The sequence below is a fragment of the Streptomyces sp. V2I9 genome (assembly GCF_030817475.1).
In the GTDB taxonomy this organism is placed as follows: domain Bacteria; phylum Actinomycetota; class Actinomycetes; order Streptomycetales; family Streptomycetaceae; genus Streptomyces.
This window is the reverse complement of the sequence record NZ_JAUSZJ010000002.1, coordinates 6,594,391-6,611,060: the sequence shown is the minus strand read 5'-3', so window position 1 is coordinate 6,611,060 and position 16,670 is coordinate 6,594,391. Positions and strand designations below refer to the sequence as shown.

Annotated in this window: 18 protein-coding genes and 1 pseudogene; 11 read left to right on the top strand and 8 right to left on the bottom strand. The window is 73.4% G+C overall.

Translation table 11 applies throughout. The features are described 5' to 3' along the window. Nucleotides 1-77 precede the first annotated feature (77 nt). From QFZ71_RS28675 to QFZ71_RS28665, 3 genes are all read left to right on the top strand, one after another. Nucleotides 78-986 (top strand): hypothetical protein, encoded by a 909-nt coding sequence (locus tag QFZ71_RS28675; protein ID WP_307671054.1) that lies wholly within the window; start codon nucleotides 78-80, stop codon nucleotides 984-986. Nucleotides 987-1,112: 126 nt separating this feature from the next. After that, complete coding sequence (locus QFZ71_RS28670) at nucleotides 1,113-1,319, top strand: hypothetical protein (protein WP_307671053.1); 207 nt, start codon at nucleotides 1,113-1,115, stop codon at nucleotides 1,317-1,319. Beyond that, entirely contained in the window at nucleotides 1,316-1,507 is a 192-nt protein-coding gene (locus QFZ71_RS28665) for a 3-hydroxyacyl-CoA dehydrogenase family protein (RefSeq protein WP_307671052.1), read from the top strand. Before QFZ71_RS28670 ends, QFZ71_RS28665 begins: the two co-directional genes overlap by 4 nt. On the opposite strand, the gene QFZ71_RS28660 is transcribed toward QFZ71_RS28665, so the two are convergent. Then, complete coding sequence (locus QFZ71_RS28660; RefSeq protein WP_307671051.1) at nucleotides 1,471-2,970, bottom strand: NAD(P)/FAD-dependent oxidoreductase; 1,500 nt, start codon at nucleotides 2,968-2,970, stop codon at nucleotides 1,471-1,473. The two genes, QFZ71_RS28665 and QFZ71_RS28660, sit on opposite strands and share 37 nt — an antisense overlap. Nucleotides 2,971-3,090: 120 nt before the next feature. On the opposite strand from QFZ71_RS28660, the gene trxA reads away from it, so the two are divergent. Then, the gene (trxA, locus tag QFZ71_RS28655) at nucleotides 3,091-3,489 is read left to right on the top strand and encodes a thioredoxin (protein WP_073770740.1); all 399 of its coding nucleotides are present in this window, start codon (nucleotides 3,091-3,093) and stop codon (nucleotides 3,487-3,489) included. Nucleotides 3,490-3,696: 207 nt separating this feature from the next. Here trxA and QFZ71_RS28650 read toward each other — a convergent pair whose 3' ends face one another. Both QFZ71_RS28650 and QFZ71_RS28645 read right to left on the bottom strand, forming a co-directional pair. Beyond that, nucleotides 3,697-3,978 carry a hypothetical protein gene (locus tag QFZ71_RS28650; RefSeq protein ID WP_307671050.1) on the bottom strand — a complete coding sequence of 94 codons (282 nt, stop codon included), beginning with the start codon at nucleotides 3,976-3,978 and terminating at the stop codon, nucleotides 3,697-3,699. Nucleotides 3,979-4,033: 55 nt separating this feature from the next. After that, entirely contained in the window at nucleotides 4,034-5,056 is a 1,023-nt protein-coding gene (locus QFZ71_RS28645) for a LacI family DNA-binding transcriptional regulator (protein ID WP_307671049.1), read from the bottom strand. A 145-nt stretch (nucleotides 5,057-5,201) separates the two neighbouring features. On the opposite strand from QFZ71_RS28645, the gene QFZ71_RS28640 reads away from it, so the two are divergent. Further along, nucleotides 5,202-5,669, top strand: coding sequence for a type II toxin-antitoxin system PemK/MazF family toxin (locus QFZ71_RS28640; protein ID WP_307671048.1), 468 nt, complete (start codon nucleotides 5,202-5,204; stop codon nucleotides 5,667-5,669). 188 nt (nucleotides 5,670-5,857) lie between these two features. Here QFZ71_RS28640 and QFZ71_RS28635 read toward each other — a convergent pair whose 3' ends face one another. Next, nucleotides 5,858-6,679 (bottom strand): TIGR02452 family protein, encoded by an 822-nt coding sequence (locus QFZ71_RS28635; RefSeq protein WP_307671047.1) that lies wholly within the window; start codon nucleotides 6,677-6,679, stop codon nucleotides 5,858-5,860. A gap of 146 nt (nucleotides 6,680-6,825) precedes the next feature. Between QFZ71_RS28635 and egtA the strand changes: the two genes are divergently transcribed. From egtA to egtD, 4 genes are read left to right on the top strand one after another with little or no spacing between them, the layout of a single operon-like run. Beyond that, nucleotides 6,826-8,178 carry an ergothioneine biosynthesis glutamate--cysteine ligase EgtA gene (gene egtA / locus QFZ71_RS28630; RefSeq protein WP_307671046.1) on the top strand — a complete coding sequence of 451 codons (1,353 nt, stop codon included), beginning with the start codon at nucleotides 6,826-6,828 and terminating at the stop codon, nucleotides 8,176-8,178. Further along, the gene (gene egtB, locus QFZ71_RS28625) at nucleotides 8,175-9,596 is read left to right on the top strand and encodes an ergothioneine biosynthesis protein EgtB (RefSeq protein ID WP_307671045.1); all 1,422 of its coding nucleotides are present in this window, start codon (nucleotides 8,175-8,177) and stop codon (nucleotides 9,594-9,596) included. Before egtA ends, egtB begins: the two co-directional genes overlap by 4 nt. Continuing rightward, nucleotides 9,596-10,351 (top strand): ergothioneine biosynthesis protein EgtC, encoded by a 756-nt coding sequence (egtC, locus tag QFZ71_RS28620; RefSeq protein ID WP_307671044.1) that lies wholly within the window; start codon nucleotides 9,596-9,598, stop codon nucleotides 10,349-10,351. The genes egtB and egtC overlap by 1 nt, the downstream gene beginning before the upstream one ends. Next, complete coding sequence (egtD, locus tag QFZ71_RS28615) at nucleotides 10,348-11,310, top strand: L-histidine N(alpha)-methyltransferase (protein WP_307671043.1); 963 nt, start codon at nucleotides 10,348-10,350, stop codon at nucleotides 11,308-11,310. The genes egtC and egtD overlap by 4 nt, the downstream gene beginning before the upstream one ends. Here the strand turns inward: egtD and QFZ71_RS28610 are convergent. The 3 genes and pseudogenes from QFZ71_RS28610 to QFZ71_RS28600 all read right to left on the bottom strand — a co-directional run. Further along, a pseudogene (locus QFZ71_RS28610) lies at nucleotides 11,256-12,169 on the bottom strand (lysophospholipid acyltransferase family protein); the annotation flags it as partial. The gene egtD and the pseudogene QFZ71_RS28610 sit on opposite strands and share 55 nt — an antisense overlap. Then, nucleotides 12,166-12,996 (bottom strand): GNAT family N-acetyltransferase, encoded by an 831-nt coding sequence (locus QFZ71_RS28605; RefSeq protein ID WP_307671042.1) that lies wholly within the window; start codon nucleotides 12,994-12,996, stop codon nucleotides 12,166-12,168. The pseudogene QFZ71_RS28610 and the gene QFZ71_RS28605, both read right to left, overlap by 4 nt. 311 nt (nucleotides 12,997-13,307) lie before the next feature. After that, the gene (locus tag QFZ71_RS28600) at nucleotides 13,308-14,564 is read right to left on the bottom strand and encodes an extracellular solute-binding protein (protein WP_307671041.1); all 1,257 of its coding nucleotides are present in this window, start codon (nucleotides 14,562-14,564) and stop codon (nucleotides 13,308-13,310) included. Between the two features lie 201 nt (nucleotides 14,565-14,765). On the opposite strand from QFZ71_RS28600, the gene QFZ71_RS28595 reads away from it, so the two are divergent. Then, nucleotides 14,766-14,981 (top strand): dodecin, encoded by a 216-nt coding sequence (locus QFZ71_RS28595; protein ID WP_307671040.1) that lies wholly within the window; start codon nucleotides 14,766-14,768, stop codon nucleotides 14,979-14,981. Between the two features lie 21 nt (nucleotides 14,982-15,002). Here the strand turns inward: QFZ71_RS28595 and QFZ71_RS28590 are convergent, their stop codons facing one another. After that, nucleotides 15,003-15,491 (bottom strand): hypothetical protein, encoded by a 489-nt coding sequence (locus QFZ71_RS28590; RefSeq protein WP_307671039.1) that lies wholly within the window; start codon nucleotides 15,489-15,491, stop codon nucleotides 15,003-15,005. A gap of 95 nt (nucleotides 15,492-15,586) precedes the next feature. Between QFZ71_RS28590 and QFZ71_RS28585 the strand changes: the two genes are divergently transcribed. Then, nucleotides 15,587-16,639, top strand: a complete 1,053-nt coding sequence (locus QFZ71_RS28585) for an MsnO8 family LLM class oxidoreductase (protein ID WP_307671038.1) — start codon at nucleotides 15,587-15,589, stop codon at nucleotides 16,637-16,639. The last annotated feature ends 31 nt before the right edge of the window (nucleotides 16,640-16,670 follow it).

The following is a 16,670-nucleotide window of genomic DNA, read 5'->3' as shown; positions in this document are numbered from 1 at the left end:
CTCATGAATGGCAACCAGGGGCCGGTCCTCATGAACGACAGAACACCCTCATGAACGACGCAGCAAAGGAATGCACCATGCCGCGATCACTGCTGGCACTCCAGGTGATCCCCGGAAAGATTCTGAGGATCGATCCCTCCGACGGCCGCGTGACGACCCTCCTCGACGATGCGGGGCCCGCCCCGGACGGCATCGTCGCGGACTCCCGCACCGTGTACTGGACCACCATGGGCACTCCCGCCGCCACCCCCGGCATACCGGGCGAAGCCGGACAGGACTTCTCCCGTCGCAACGGCGGCGTCCACTCCCTGAACCTGGATGGCGGACCGCAGCGCGATGTGCTCGCGGCCGGGGCGATCACCACCGGCAAGCAGCTGACCTCCGACGGCGCCGGAACGCTGTACTGGGGGGACCGGGAGGGCCACCGGGTCAGCCGGGTCCGGGTGGACGGCGGCGGCCCGACCGACCTCGTGGTGAACCCCGCCGAGGACGGCATCATGGCCGAGTGCGTCGGGGTCGCGGTCGACCCGGACCGGGGCTTTCTGTACTGGACCCAGAAGGGCCCGGCCAAGGGCGGTCGGGGCCGCATACTCCGCGCGGGTCTGGAGATCCCGCCCGGAGGGACCGCCGCGAACCGCTCGGACATCGAGGTGCTCTGGGACGGGCTCCCCGAGCCCATCGACCTCCACCTCGACGGCGACCGGCTCTACTGGACCGACCGCGGCGCACCGCCCTCGGGCAACACGCTCAACCGCGCACCCGTCCCCGAACCCGGCGCACGAGGACGCAGCCCCGAGATCCTCGCGGACGGGTTCGCCGAAGCCATCGGCCTCGCCGTCGACGGCGAGGCGGGCATCGCCTACGTCTCCGACCTCGGCGGCCACCTCCGCGCGGTGCCCCTGCCCGACGGCCCCGCCGCCGGACGGCAGCCGTACGAAGTCGTCGACGTGCCGTTCCCTCTGACCGGGCTCTGCCTCCTGCCCTGACCGCCCGGTCCCCAGCGCCTGCCCCGGAGCCGGGCAGCGGGCAGCTGATCGCGCCCGCCCCGGACCCCGCGTGGACCGTCCTGTCGCCGTCATCGGCTCGGGCACCCTCGGGCGCCGGATCGCCTGATGTTCGCCACCCGCGGTGGGGAGGTACGGATCTACGACACCTCCCTTGCTGCGGGCAAGGAGGCCGCGACCCATGTCGAGCAGAACATCGACCGCGTCGCGGCCACGGTGGAGGGCGGCCGTCCGGGCCGGGCGACCGTCACCGACGACCTGTCCCACGCGCTGTCCGGCGCCTGGCCGGCGGTGGAGCCGGTCCCTTCCGGATGATGGACCACGTCGGCCTCGACGTCGTGCTCGACATCGAGAACCACTACGCCGAGGAGAACCCCGGCCTGCCCGAGGGACCGCGCGTGCTGCTCGGGAAGCACGTGACCGCCGGGTGCCCGGGTGCCAAGACCGGCCAGGGCTTCTACGACGACTATCGCGAGAACGGCAGGCGGCAGACCGCGTCCTGAGGGTCTTGATCGCGGTACGTCTCCAGCAGCCGCAGCCACACCTCACTGATGGTCGGGTACGCCGGGACCGCGTGCCACAGGCGGTCGATGGGGATCTCGCCCGCGACCGCGACCGTCGCGGAGTGCAGGAGTTCGCCGATGCCCGGTCCGACGAAGGTGACGCCGAGGAGGATCTCGCGGTCCAGGTCCACGATCATCCGGGCCCGGCCCCGGTAGCCGTCGGCGTAGAGGGTGGCCCCCGCGACCGAGCCGAGGTCGTGGTCGACGGCGCGTACGCGGTGGCCGGCGCGTTCGGCTTCGGCGAGGGTGAGGCCCACCGAGGCGGCCTCGGGGTCGGTGAAGACGACCTGAGGGACGGCCGCGTGGTCGGCGGTGGCCGCGTGGGCGCCCCACGGGGCCGCGTCCACCGGCGCCTGCCGGGCGCGGGCGGCGATCGCCGCACCGGCGATGCGGGCCTGGTACTTGCCCTGGTGGGTCAGCAGGGCGCGGTGGTTGACGTCGCCGACCGCGTACAGCCAGTCCGTGCCCTCGACGCGGCAGCTGTCGTCCACGGTGAGCCAGGAGCCGGGTTCGCGGCCGATCGTCTCCAGACCCAGGTCGTCCGTGCGCGGGGCCCGGCCGGTGGCGAAGAGGATCTCGTCGGCCTCGACGTGGTCGCCGTCGTCGAGTTCGACGGTGACCGGGCCCTCCGGGTCGGGACGGCGCACGGCGGTGACGGAGACGCCTGTACGGATGCGGGCCCCGGCCTCCCTGAGCGCGTCGGCGACCAGCTCTCCCGCGAAGGGCTCCATCCTCGGGAGCAGGCCGCCGCCCCGGATCAGCAGGGTCACCTCGGAGCCGAGTCCCTGCCAGGCGGTCGCCATCTCCACGCCCACGACTCCCCCGCCGACGACCACGAGCCGGTCCGGGGCCCGCTCGGCGCTGGTGGCCTCGCGGCTGGTCCAGGGGCGCGCCTCCTCGATGCCCGGCAGGCCGGGGACGACGGCCCGCGTGCCGGTGCAGACGGCGACGGCGTGGCGGGCGGTGAGCCGGTGCTCCGTACCGTCCGGGGCAGTCACGGTGACCTTCCGGGGGCCGGTGAGCCGACCGGTGCCGCGGAAGACGTCCGCGCCGATGCCGTCCAGCCAGGCGACCTGGCCGTCGTCCTTCCAGTGGCTCGTCTCCTCGTCCCGGTGGGCGAGGACGGCCCCGGTCTCCAGGGGCCCCTGCACCGCGCCGCTCAGCCCCGGAACCCGCCGGGCGTCCGCCCGCGCGACGACGGGGCGCAGGAGCGCCTTGCTCGGCATGCACGCCCAGTAGGAGCATTCGCCCCCGACCAGTTCCGACTCCACGACCGCCGTGGTGAGCCCGGCGGCGCGGGCCCGGTCCGCCACGTTCTCCCCGACCGGGCCGGCCCCGACGACCACGACGTCGTACACCGGGTCCGCGCCCGCCTCCCCCGCACCAGCCTCGAAATCCGTCATGGAAACAGTGTCCTCGCCGGTGTGCGCCCCGGCCACATGGGCAGGCGGAATAGCTCCAGTGCAGTCACCGTTGTGCCGGAAAGGACCGTCAGGCCCCCGGCAGAGGAAGAGGTACCCCGCATGAGCACCGTCGAGCTCACCAAGGAAAACTTCGATCAGGTCGTCACGGACAACGATTTCGTCCTGATCGACTTCTGGGCTTCCTGGTGCGGCCCCTGCCGGCAGTTCGCACCGGTCTACGACTCGGCGTCCGAGCGCCACCCGGACCTGGTCTTCGCCAAGGTCGACACCGAGGCGCAGCAGGAGCTGGCGGCGGCGTTCGAGATCCGCTCCATCCCGACGCTGATGATCGTCCGCGACAACGTGGCGGTGTTCTCGCAGCCCGGCGCGCTGCCCGAGGCGGCTCTGGAGGACGTCATCGGACAGGCTCGGAACCTGGACATGGACGAGGTCCGCAAGTCCGTCGAGGAGCAGAAGCGCGCGGCCGAGGCGGGCCAGGGGCAGCCGGAGACCCCGTAGCCGACCCGCGCGGAGCAACCCGGAGGCCCTGACCGGCGCCACGGGCACGGTGGACGACACCGTGGACCCGGTGCGTGGTCGGGGCCTTCGTTGATGTCCGGGTGCCGCCTGGCGGCCTTCGTCATGTCCAGGTGCCGCCCGGCGCGCGCCCCACGGCCTCCGCCTCCGTCGGTCCGTGCGGCGGGCGGCGGGGCCCGCCGCACGGAGTCAGCGTTCGCGGGCGGCGGGTCGTTCGCCGTCCGCTCCGGCGACCTGGACCGACATGCCGTAGTCCAGCTCCTCGCCGTCGATGAGCACGGCCTCCACCGTGCGGGTCGCCGGATCGACGTCCGCCTCCATGCCCCCGCCCGCGTACCGGGGGTACCCCGAAGCCCCGGTCTCGCCGGTGGCGGCGACGACCGCGGACCGGATCGGCCGGCCGGGGGCCCCGGACCGCGTCCGGCTGTGGTCGGGGATCAGGAGCAGCTCGTAACTCTGCGGATGGCTCATGCCTCCGACGCTAGACATCCGCACCGGGCGGCGCATGTCGTCGCACCGCGGGCGGTCAGCTGGACTCCCGGTGGACGGCGCTGGTGCGCAGCAGGTCGTGGTGGACCGGGGGCCCTCCGGGGTCCTGGACCATGCGGTCGATCGTCTCGGCCAGGGGCTGCGGCATGGCGAGCTCCATACGGACGGTGCTCAGCCGGGGGCGCAGCAGCTTCCCGATGAGGGAGTCGTCCGCACCGATCATCGCCGTATCGTCGGGCACGGCCACCCCCGCGTCCTGGAGGGCCCGCATCAGCAGCATGGCGTACTCGTCGTTGTACGCGAACACCGCGTCGAGCCCCAGCTCCGGCCAGCGGGCGGCCAGCCGCTGTGCGGACTCCTCCTCGTAGCGCAGCGGGAGCGGGCATACGCGGGCCCCCGCCGCTTCGGCGGCGCGGCGCGCACCGGCGAGGCGGGTCCGGGAGAAGTTCTCCCGGCACGCTTGTTCGGGCATGACCACGCCGATGTGGCGGCGGCCGCGGGCCAGCAGGTGTTCCACCGCGCTGCTCCCGACCCGGCGTTGGTCCATGACCAGGCCGTGCGCACCCGCCACCGGGTCGGGGCCCAGGGTGATCACCGCCTTGGCTCCGGAACGGGTCAGGATGCCCGTGCCGTGCGGGGTGAGGGCGATGTCCGGCGGTACGACGACGGCGACGGGCCGCAGTTCGGCCCAGGCCGTGGCCGCTTCGTCGGCGGTGAGGCCCACGCTGCCGTACTGGACGACGGTGTAGTCCAGTCGGCGCAACCCCGACTGGAGTTCCTCGAAGAAGTACTGGTGCGGTGGCCCCGCCGGTATCTGACCGGAGGGCAGCAGGACCATGCGGCTGTGTCCGGCGCGCAGGCTGCGGGCCGCGGCGTGCGGCACGTAACCGAGCTGGAGGGCGGCCTCCCTGACCCGGCGTCGGGTGGGATCGCTGATCCGGACGGTGGCGTTGTTGTTCAGCACGTACGACACGGTGGCCCTGGAGACTCCGGCGAGCCGCGCGACATCGGCGCTGGTCGGAACGGACACTTCGGTGGGCTGCTTGGGTAACTGGCTCATGGCTCGGGGCAGTCTTCCAGACCCGTGGGAGCGGGTTTCGGCCCGGGTGCGGCAGCTCCGGTCACGGTGGCCGGAACGCCGCCCCGCCGGCCCGGTCCGACGCCCCCCTCCCGGAGTCGGACGGCCGGGGTTCTACGGTGTTGCGATGACGTTCCACGACAGCGCCTACCGATCCGACAACCCCTTTGACGTGCCCGGAAGCAGCGGCCCGACCGCCACGGCGCAGGCCGATCCCGACGACGTGGGTTCCGTGCGCACGTCCTACGCCCCCGATCGCGACGGCGATCCCGACCCCGGTGAGATCGTCTGGACCTGGGTGCCCTACGAGGAGAACGACGGGCGCGGGAAGGACCGGCCGGTGCTCGTCGTGGCCCGCGAGGAGACGGGCACACTGCTCGCCGTCCAGCTCTCCAGCAGGCAGCACGACGAGGACCACGAGTGGGTGGCGCTGGGCGCCGGTCCCTGGGACAGCTCGGGGCGGCCGTCCTGGGTCGACCTGGACCGGATCCTGCGGGTCCACGAGGCCGGGATGCGCCGGGAGGCGTGCGCACTGGACCGGGAGCGTTTCGAGCGGGTCTCCGGACGGCTGCGCGAACGGTACGGCTGGAGCTGAGCACGAGCCGGCCGATCCCGGCTACGGCTACGGCTACGGCTACGGCTACGGCTACGGCTACGGCTACGGCTACGGCTACGGCTACGGCTACGGCTACGGCTACGGCTACGGCTACGGCTACGGCTACGGCTACGGCAGGAACGGCCTGGCGCGGGCGCGGGCACGCGATTCCGGCGCCCTTCTCCGATTCAGGCGAAGAGCCGGGTGAAGGCGGCCCGGACGGGCGAGTCGGGGTCGCGGTCCAGGATGCCGAAGACGATCTGCTCGAAGTGGCCGCCGAACCGGCCGCCCTCCCCGAGGAGCCCGTGGAAGGCCTCCGCCACCCGCGCCGGGTCGTTCCGGAAGACTCCGCAGCCCCAGGCCCCCAGGACGAGCCTGCGGTAGCCGCGTACGGCCGCGACCTCCAGCACCCGTTCGGCGCGGGTGGCCAGGACCGCCGGGACGCGGTGGGCCTCCTCGGGTGTCTGCCGCTGGATCACCCCGGCGTTGGGCGCGGGCGAGGTGAGGAACCCGACGGTGTACGGGGAGTCCAGGAAGTCGCCCCGGTCGTCGCGGAAGACCGGCACCGCCGGCGAGTGGATCACCCGGTCGGTGTAGAAGGCGCTGCGTTCGGCACGGTGGTGCGCGTAGAACCCGGGGGCGCGCAGCAGGGTCGCGTGGAGGGCCGAGCCCCGGCACAGGGCTTCTTCCTGGGCCTGCGCGCCGTTGAGGTAGCGGCCGCCGGGGTTGCGGGCCGAGGCGAAGGTGAGGACGGCGATCCGGCCGGGGGCCTCACCGGCCATCCGGCGGGCGGCGGCCAGGCTGCTCTCACCGGTGACCTCGAAGCGCGGGACGCGGTCGGTGTCCACGGCGGCGACCGGCACCGGGGCCGGGCCGTAGAGCCTGGTTCCGGACAGGGCGGCGGCCACGGCGCGCTCGATCGACACGTCCTGACCTGCCGCGTTGCGATACCGTCCGGCCGCGACGACCGCTTCCGTCCCGCGCGCGATGCCCCGCAGTCGCGCGCTCACGTGCGCTCCCCCGTGTGCTGCATACGGGGCATGCTCCGGGGGTACCCGGCCTCGGCGCAACCGCATTCTCGTGGCTCGGGGGCACCCTTGTGCGATCTCCGGGTACGGGTTTCGCTGGTAGGCAAGCAGCTGCGAAGGAGGCCCTGATGGCCGTGGACCATCCCGGCGCGACCGGCTCGCGCCCGGACGCCGCCCCCCTCGACGAGAGCGGGGCCGAGGATTTACTGCGCGGCATATGTTTCAAGACGGGTCCCCCTCGGACGGTCGGGGTGGAACTCGAATGGCTCATCCACGACCGGGAGCGTCCTGAGCTGCCGGTCGGGCGGGAGCGGCTGGACAGCGCCGTCGCGGCGGTACGGGCGCTGCCGCTGAGCGCGGCGCTGACGTTCGAGCCGGGCGGGCAGCTGGAGCTCAGTTCGCAGCCGGCCGGCTCGCTCATGGAATGCGTCGGGACCACCGCGGCCGATCTGGCGGCGGTCCGGGCCACGCTCGGCGCGGCCGGGCTCGCACCGGTCGGCCTCGGCGTGGACCCGTGGCGGCCACCGCGCCGGCTGCTGCGGGAGCGCCGCTACGACGCGATGGAGGCCGCGCTGGACCGCGTGGGACCGGCCGGCCGGGCGATGATGTGCACCTCCGCTTCGGTCCAGGTCTGTCTGGACGCGGGCGAGGAGGAGCCGGGGCCGCTGGGTCACGGGCGACGCTGGCAGCTCGTGCACCTCCTGGGCGCGGTGCTGGTGGCGGCGTTCGCGAACTCGCCGTACCAACGGGGCCGCCGCACCGGCTGGCGTTCCACCCGGCAGTCGCTCTGGGCCGATCTCGATCCGGGCCGTACCCTCGCGCCCCGCCCCGGCCGCACGCCCCGCGAGGAGTGGGCCGCGCATGTCCTGGACACGACCGTGCTCTGCGTCCGGCGCGACGACGGCCCGTGGGACGTCCCCGAAGGGCTCACCTTCCGCCGGTGGATCCGCACCGGGGCGCCCCGGCCTCCGACGCGGGCCGATCTCGACTACCACCTCACCACGCTGTTCCCTCCGGTCCGGCCGCGTGGCCATCTCGAACTGCGCATGATCGACGCCCAGCGCGGGCCCGACGGGTGGCTGGTGCCGCTCGCGGTCGCCACCGCTCTGTTCGACGACCCGGAGGCCGCCGAGGCCGTGTACCGCACCGTGAAACCGCTGGCGGAGACGGCGGGCTCGGCTGCCGCCCCGCGCAATCCGCTCTGGACGACGGCCGCCCGCGAGGGCCTCGCCGACCCGGAGTTGCGGGCTGCGGCCACCGCCTGCTTCGGGGCGGCGCTGCCGGCGCTGGAGCGGATGGGCGCGAGCGACGCCGTGCTCGGCACGGTGGCCGCCTTCACCGACCGCTATGTCGCGCGGGGCCGATGTCCGGCCGACGATCTGCCCGAGCCCGGCGCCCTCACCGACCCGGCCCTGCTGACCGAGCCGGCCCTGCTGAACGCACAGGTCCCGCCGCACCCCGGAAAGGCGGCCTCCGCATGACCGAGCACCGCGAGGACTCCGAGAGCCGTACGGCCACCGGACGCCGTGAGCGTTCCGACGGTTACGACCCGGCCCGCGCCGCCGCATCCGCGGGTTTCGCCGTCGCGCCGGGCATCGATCCGGAAGCCCTGAGACGGCGCGCCCTCGACGCGCTGGTGACGGCGCGGGAGCGCACCGCCCTGCTCACCGACAGCGTTGACGACAGTGAACTGACCGCCCAGCACTCCCCGTTGATGTCCCCACTGGTCTGGGACCTGGCGCACATCGGCAACCAGGAGGAGCAGTGGCTGCTGCGCGCGGTGGGCGGCCGAGAGGCGCTGCGCCCGGAGATCGACGGCCTGTACAACGCTTTCGAGCACGCGCGCGCCTCGCGCCCCTCCCTGCCGCTGCTGGCCCCCGCCGAGGCCCGGACGTACGCCTCGGACGTACGGGGCCGGGCGCTGGACCTGCTGGAGGCGGCGCCGCTCCACGAGGGGGGCCGCCCGCTGGAACGGGCCGGGTTCGCCTTCGGGATGATCGCCCAGCACGAACAGCAGCACGACGAAACCATGCTGATCACTCATCAGCTGCGTTCGGGGCCGGTCGCGCTGACCGCTCCCCCGCCGCCGGATCCCGTCGGCGCCGAACAGCTGCCCGACGAAGTCCTGATCCCCGGCGGCCCGTTCACCATGGGGACCTCCGCCGAACCGTGGGCCCTGGACAACGAACGCCCCGCGCACGTGCGTGAGGTGGCGGCCTTCCATCTGGACACCTCGCCGGTCACCTGTGGCGCGTACCTCCGCTTCATCGAGGACGGCGGATACCGGGACGAGCGCTGGTGGGCCGCCGAGGGCTGGGCCATGGTCCGCGAACACGACCTGGAAGCACCGCTGTTCTGGCGGCGCGAGGCGGGTCGGTGGCTGCGCCGACGGTTCGGGGTGACGGAGCCGGTGCCGGACGACGAGCCCGTGCTGCACGTCAGCTGGTACGAGGCCGACGCGTACGCCCGCTGGGCGGGGCGGCGGCTGCCCACGGAGAGCGAGTGGGAGAAGGCCGCCCGGCACGATCCGGTCTCCGGCCGGTCCCGGCGCTATCCGTGGGGCGACGAGGACCCGACGCCGGAGCACGCGAATCTGGGACAGCGCCATCTGCGTCCGGCACGGTCGGGGGCGTACCCGCAGGGCCGCTCGCCCTCGGGGGCGGGGCAGTTGATCGGTGACGTGTGGGAGTGGACCTCCAGCGACTTCCTCCCCTATCCGGGGTTCGTGGCGTTCCCCTACCGCGAGTACTCGGAAGTGTTCTTCGGGCCCGGACACAAGGTGCTGCGCGGTGGCTCCTTCGCCGTGGACCGGGTCGCGTGCCGGGGCACCTTCCGCAACTGGGACCTTCCCGTACGCCGCCAGATCTTCTCCGGCTTCCGCACCGCGCGGGTTGCCTGATGTGCCGTCACATCGCCTATGTGGGCGAGCCGGTCACGCTCGGCGAGGTTCTTTCGCTGCCCGAGCACGCGTTGGTGCGGCAGTCCTGGGAGCCGCGCCTGCAACGCCACGGCACGGTCAACGCGGACGGTTTCGGCGTGGGCTGGTACGCGGACGGCGACCCGGTGCCGGGGCGCTACCGCCGCCAGGGCCCCATCTGGGGCGACGAGACGTTCACCGATCTCGCCCGCGTGGTCCGCAGCCACGCGCTGCTCGCCGCCGTACGGGACGCCACCGAGGCGGGCGCGGACGGGGAGGCCGCGGCCGCGCCGTACGCCGCCGGGCGGCTGCTGTTCAGTCACAACGGGGCGGTGAGGGGCTGGCCAGGATCGCTCGCCGGTCCGGCTGCCGCCCTGCCCGCCGAGAGGCTCCTGTCCCTGGCGGCCCGCAACGACTCGGCGCTGATATGGGCGCTGATCCGCCACCGGACCGACGCCGGGGACGACGTACCGGACGCCGTCGCGGAGACCGTCCGCGAGGTCGCGGCCGCTGCGCCCGGCTCCCGGCTCAACCTCCTCGTCACCGACGGCGCCACGATCACGGCGACCGCCTGGGGCGACACCCTCTGGTACCGCACGACGCCGGGCCGCCGCACCGCGGTGGCCTCGGAGCCGTACGACGACGACCCGCTCTGGCGCGAGGTCCCCGACCGCACCCTGCTGGTCGCGACCCGCACGGACGTCCTGCTCACCCCGCTCAAGGAGCCCACCGCGTGAGTCCTTTCCTGCTGACCCGCACCCTGCCGGAGGACGCGACGGGCGCGGCGCTGCGCGCCGACGTCCTCACCGGCCTGACCCGGCACCCCAAGTCACTGCCGCCGAAGTGGTTCTACGACGCCCGCGGCAGCGAGCTGTTCGAGGAGATCACCCGGTTGCCGGAGTACTACCCGACCCGCGCGGAGCGGGAGATCCTGGAGACCCGCGCCGGGGAGATCGCCGCGGCTTCGGGGGCCCGGACCGTGATCGAGCTGGGCTCGGGGTCCTCGGAGAAGACCCGTCATCTGCTGGACGCGCTCCCCGAACTGCACAGCTACGTACCGGTGGACGTGAGCGAGAGCGCGCTGACGGGGGCGGCGGAGTCGCTGCTCGCCGAGCGTCCCGAGCTGTCGGTCCACGCGTTGATCGCCGACTTCACGGGCGGCCTGGCCCTGCCGGGCACGCCGGGGCCCCGGCTGGTGGTCTTCCTGGGCGGCACGATCGGCAATCTGCTGCCGGAGGAGCGGGCGGCGTTCCTGCGGTCGGTGCGCGCCCTGCTCTCCCCCGGCGACGCGCTGCTCCTCGGTACGGACCTGGTGAAGGACGAGGAGACGCTGGTGGCCGCGTACGACGACGCGGCCGGGGTGACGGCGGCGTTCAACAAGAACGTGCTGACCGTCGTCAACCGCGAGTTGGGGGCTGATTTCCCGCTCGCCGACTTCGATCACCGCGCGGTGTGGAATCCGGAGGACCGGTGGATCGAGATGCGGCTGCGGGCCCGGCGCGCGCTGAACGTCAAGATCCGGGAGCTGGACCTCGTGGTGCCGTTCGAGGCCGGTGAGGAACTGCGTACGGAGGTGTCGGCGAAGTTCCGGCAGGAGGACGTCCGCGCGGAGCTGGAAGCAGCCGGTATGCGGGCGGCTCGGTGGTGGACGGATGCGGCCGGCCGGTTCGCCCTGTCGCTGGCCACGGCGGTCTGAGGGGGCCGGGGGGTGTCGGGCCCCGATCCGCCGGACCTCCCCCGAAGGGGCCGCCGGGTTCGGGGACGGCCGCCCGCACTCGGTGGGCCAGGGCGCGCCGGTCCGCCTCCCGGCTCGCGGAGATCGGCGCGAGGACGTCCAGGCGGGCGGTGAGTCCGGCCGCCCGCACCACCCGCCAGAGGGAGGCGGGGAGCGGATCGGCCCCGACGAACGCGACGGCCCCGGCAGCCGGTCCTGAGGCGTCCGGCCCGGTGCGGTAGGCGATGCGGACGGGCCGGACCGTGGCGTCGGCGTCGATCGCCGCCTGGAACACGGCGGGCCGGAACGGGCCGCCGCCCCGGCCGCACCAGGTGCTCCCCTCGGGGAAGACCACGACCCGCGAGCCGGAGCGCAGGGCGGTGGCGATGTCCCGTACGGCGCCGGGCAGGGCGCGCAGCCGGTCACGGTCGATGAACAGGGTGCCGCCGAGCGCGGCGAGCGGGCCGAGCAGGGGCCAGCGCCGGACCTCGCTCTTGGCGACCATCCGGCCGGGCAGCACGGAGGCGACCAGCGGGACGTCGAGCCAGGAGATGTGGTTGGCGACGACGAGTTCGCCGCCCGTGACCGGGCCCGGCGCGTGGTGCCGGACCGTGACGCGTACGCCGAACGCGCGGGGGACGGCGCGCGCCCAGCGCCGGGTGAGCCGGCCGCGCGTACCGGCCGCGAGCAGCCGGACCAGGGGGAAGCAGGCCACCCCGAGTAGGACGAGCCCGCATCCGGACAGCAGACGGAGGGCGGCGGGCAGCGGGGCGCGGACGGCGCCGTCATGGCGGGCGCAGTGTTCCGGGGTGCACGGGGCGACGGGCAGCCAGACGCTCATCGCAGCGGGGCCAGCGAGAGGAAGTGGCGCAGGTAGCGCGGGTCGGTGCGGCGCATCGAGAGCAGCACGTAGAGGTCGGCGACGTTGAAGTCGGGGTCGTACGCGGGGGCTCCGCAGACCTGGGCGCCGAGCCGCAGGTAGCCGCGCAGCAAGGGCGGGAGGGCGGTCCGGGAGCCGGTCTCCGTACCGTGCGCGGAGGAGTCCCACAGGCGGTGCGGGGTGACCCAGTGCTCCGGGGGCGCGAGGTGGGACGCGCGTACGGTGTTCCAGGCGCGGGCGGCCGACGCGCCGCCGTCGGCCAGCGGCAGGGAGCAGCAGCCCGCGAGCCAGGTGTGGCCGGTGCGCTCCATGTAGCGGGCGAGTCCGGCCCAGATCAGGGCGATGACCGCGCCGTCCCGGTGTGCGGGGTGGACGCAGGAGCGGCCGACCTCGACGAGGTCGTCGCGGATCGGGGCCAGCCGGGTCAGGTCGAACTCACCCTCCGCGTAGAGGCGGCCGGCGATCCGGGCCCGGTCCGGAGGCAGCAGCCGGTAGGTGGCCACGACCTCCCCGGTGGCGGTCTCCCGGACCAGGAGGTGGTCGCAGTAGGCGTCGAACGCGTCGCTGTCCAGGCCGGGTTCGGGGCCCTCCAGCCGGGCGCCGAGCTCTCCGGCGAAGACGAGGTGGCGCAGGCGCTGGGCCGCGCGTACGTCCTCCTGGCCGGTGGCGAGGGCGACCCGGTAGGAGGGTTCGGGGGCGAGGGAGCGGTCGGGAGCGGGGGCCTGGGCGGAGGCAGGGGCGGGGACGCTGGAGGGAGCCGGGCTCGGGGCGACGGGCAGCACGGTCATGGCGGTCTCCGGTGGTGGAAGCGGTCAGGGGCCGGAGGCCGCGGGTAGCGACGTACCGGCCCCTCACTTCTTCCGTCACCGGCTGGATTCGACGTGACCGCCGCGGGGAGCGGGGATGTGCGAAGGCTGAATCATGGGAACGCGGGCCGGGGAAACGCGAGCCCGGCGGGGTCACGCGCCTCCGGAACTCCGTCTCCCCCGCGGCCGCCGTGCACGACGGGGCGATCGTGCGTCATGGATCGGCCGGACTCGATGCGACAACCGTGCGTGGTGCGGCGGCCGGGCCCGGTGCGCCCGCCGGTTGCGACGGGTCAGCCGCTGCCGGTGAGCAGGGCGGTGATGCGTTCCGATGCGGCCTTGGCCTCGCGGGCCGGGTCGCCGCCCTCGAGCACGGCCGTCATGTAGGGCTTGATCGGGTTCTCCGCCTCGACCCTCGCCCACTGGGACGAGTTCGGGGTGGCACGGCCACGGGTGGCGCCTTCGGCCATCGCCGCGGTGCCCTCGTCGCCCTCGATGACGTGGGCGAGGCTGGGCTTGTTGGGCACGTAGCTCATGCTCCGGGCCAGCTCGGTCTGCCACTTCTCGCTCGCCAGCGCCTTGACGACGGCGATGCCCGCGCTGCGTTCGTCGGCGTTCTTCGGGACGATGAGGTCGGACCCGCCGGTGAACACCGAGCCGGGAGCCTTGGCGGTCTTGCCGGGAATGGGGAAGTAGCCCAGCTTTCCCTTGAGCTCGGGATTCTTCTGCTCGATGAGCGCGGCGCTGCCCGGCACCGAGATGATCTGGGCGACATCTCCCCGCGCGAACACGTCGGTCTGCGGGGGCTTCTCCTCGTCGGCGTCGGTCGGCCCGTCGCCGAGCGCCTGGAGCTTCTGGTAGAACTCCATGCCGGCCAGGGCCTCGGGGGTGTCCAGGGCTCCCTGCCAGTCGCCGCCGTTCTCGTCGGCGAGTTCGCCGCCCTCGTCCCAGATGAACCCGGCGAGCACGTACCAGTTCTGGCCGGCCAGGTAGATTCCCTGGCTGCCTGCGCTGTTGAGCTTCTCGGTGTCGGCGATCCACTCGGCGCGCGTCTTCGGCACGGAGTCGATGCCCGCCCTCTCGAAGATGTCCTTGTTGTAGATCACCACCCGGTTGGCCGCGTACCAGGGGATGCCGTACTGCACGCCGTTGATGCTGCCGGGCTGGGCGAGGCCGGGCAGCCAGTCCTCGCTGCCGAGGTCGCGCATCGACTCGAGGGTCAGGTCGCGCAGGCCGCCGCTCTCCGCGTACTGGGCGACCTGGGTGTTCCCGACCTCGATCACGTCGGGGGCGTCGTCGCCCTCCAGGGCGGAGATGACCTTGGGTCCGATGCCGCTCCACTCCTGGATCTTGAACTCCAGCTCGACCGAGGGATTCTCCTCCTCGTACGAGCGGGTGAACTTGTCCAGGAAGCCGGGCGAGACGCTGTCCTTCATCAGCCAGACCGTCACCGTGCGGTCGCCGCTGCCCGAGTCCGATATATAGCCGCATCCGCCGAGCGCGACGGATGAGACAAGCGCGATGGCGCCGGCCAGTATGCGGTTCTTCACGTGGTCACCTTCTGCGAAACGGCACTACGGAATCAGGACCCGGTGTGGGGGATTGCGGGCGTCGCTCGCACGGGTGGTTGGCCGAATTTTGGTATGGACCATTCCGGAGGTCAAGGCGCGCATTCGCCCCGATCCATCCGATCCCGGCCTCGCGGGAGACCACGCATTGATGCAACGTGGCCACAGGAGAGGAGACAAAACATGGCGAACCACACCTATCGCGTCACCGAGATCGTAGGAACCTCCCAGGAGGGCATCGACGAGGCGATCCGGAACGGCGTCGCAAGAGCCGCGGAAACGTTGCACAATCTCGATTGGTTCGAAATCAACCAAGTGCGGGGGCATATCGAGGATGGCCGAATCGCGCACTATCAGGTCGGGCTGAAGGTGGGCTTCCGGCTCGACGAGAACTCCTGATCACGCCGCGAAATCACCTGCTCAGGTACGGCCTTCCCGTTCCTGGGCATCCTTCAACGCGGCCGAGGGATCGGCCCACCGGGCCCGTACCACGGCGAATCCAGCCACCTCGGCCGCGTCGCAGACGAGTTCGTCGTCGTCCACGAGCACGCGCACCCGGCCCGACCGCCCCAACCGTTTCAGGACGTCCAGCTTCGTCCGGCGCGCGGGGCGGCGGTCGTCGTTGCGCCGCATGAACAGCTCACCCTCGGGCAGTCCGTGCCGGCCCAGCCAGCGCACGGTGTCGCGTCGGCACCGCTCGGGGCGTCCGGTCAGATAGACGATCGCGCACTCCTCGGCGCTCGCGAGCACCATCCGCACACCCTCCGGGAGGGGCGGGTCGTCCGGGGCCGCGGCGAAGAACCCGGCCCAGTCGCGCCGGGGCCCCTCCAGGAAGTGCTGCCGGTGGGCGGTGTCCGCGAGCGTGCCGTCCAGATCGAATACGGCCAGCGGCCGCGCGTCGTTGTCCACTCCCCCACCTTAGGAAGCCCGCCGGCCGGAGGCATCACTCCGGTCCACCGCGCGACGGGCGGGAATCCCGGGCGGGTGGCGGTGTTGAAGAAGGTGTGAGCACACCGATCGCCTCGACCCGTTTCTCCGTCCTGGACCGTTCCCGTACGCGTGAGGGGCACTCCACCGCCGGCGCACTGCGGGACACCGTGGACCTGGCCCGCGAGGCGGAGGCGCTCGGCTTCCACCGCTTCTGGGTCTCCGAGCACCACGGCGTACCGGGGGTCGCGGGCTCGGCGCCGACCGTGCTGGCCGCCGCCGTCGCCGCCGCGACCTCCGCCATCCGGGTCGGCACCGGTGGGGTGATGCTGCCCAACCACCGGCCGCTGGTCGTGGCCGAGCAGTTCGGGGTGCTCGCCTCCCTCTTTCCCGGCCGGATCGACATGGGGCTCGGCCGCTCGGTGGGGTTCACCGACGGAGTCCGCCGGGCGCTCGCCCGCGGCAAGGAGGACGCCGAGGACTTCCCCGGACACCTGTCCGAACTGCTCGGCTGGATCGACGGGACCCAGCAGGCCCACCCACGGGTGCACGCCCGCCCCGCGGAGGGGCTGGACATCCCCGCGTACGTCCTGGCGGTCGGGGAGGGGGCGTCGGTCGCCGCGGCGGCCGGGCTGCCCCTCGTCATCGGCGACCTGCGCGGCCGCGACAAGGTGCTGCGGGCCATCGAGGTCTACCGCCGCGACTTCCGCCCCTCCGCCCGCGCCGAGCGGCCCGAGGTGATCGTCGCCGGCACGGTGGCGGTCGCGGACACCGAGGAAGCGGCCCGCCGCCTGCTCGTACCGGAGGCGTGGGCCATGGCGTACTCCCGTACGCACGGGGAGTTCCCACCGCTGGCACCGGCCGAGCGGGTCGAGGCCCTCACCATGACGGCCAAGGAGCGGGCGCTGTACGAGCGGGGGCTCCACGGGCACATCCACGGCACCGAGGAGCAGGTGGCCGCGCAGCTGGAGCGGGCGATCGAGGTGACGGGGGCGGACGAAGTGCTCGTCACCACCAGTACGTACGACCGCGAGGCCCTGGTGGCCTCGCTGCGCGGACTCGCCCGGATCGCCCGCTTGCGGGACCGCTCCGCGGGGCCGGCCCCGCGTCCTCGCGCCGAGGTCCGGTAGAGGCAGGACCCGGCGGCCGAGCGCCGGTCGC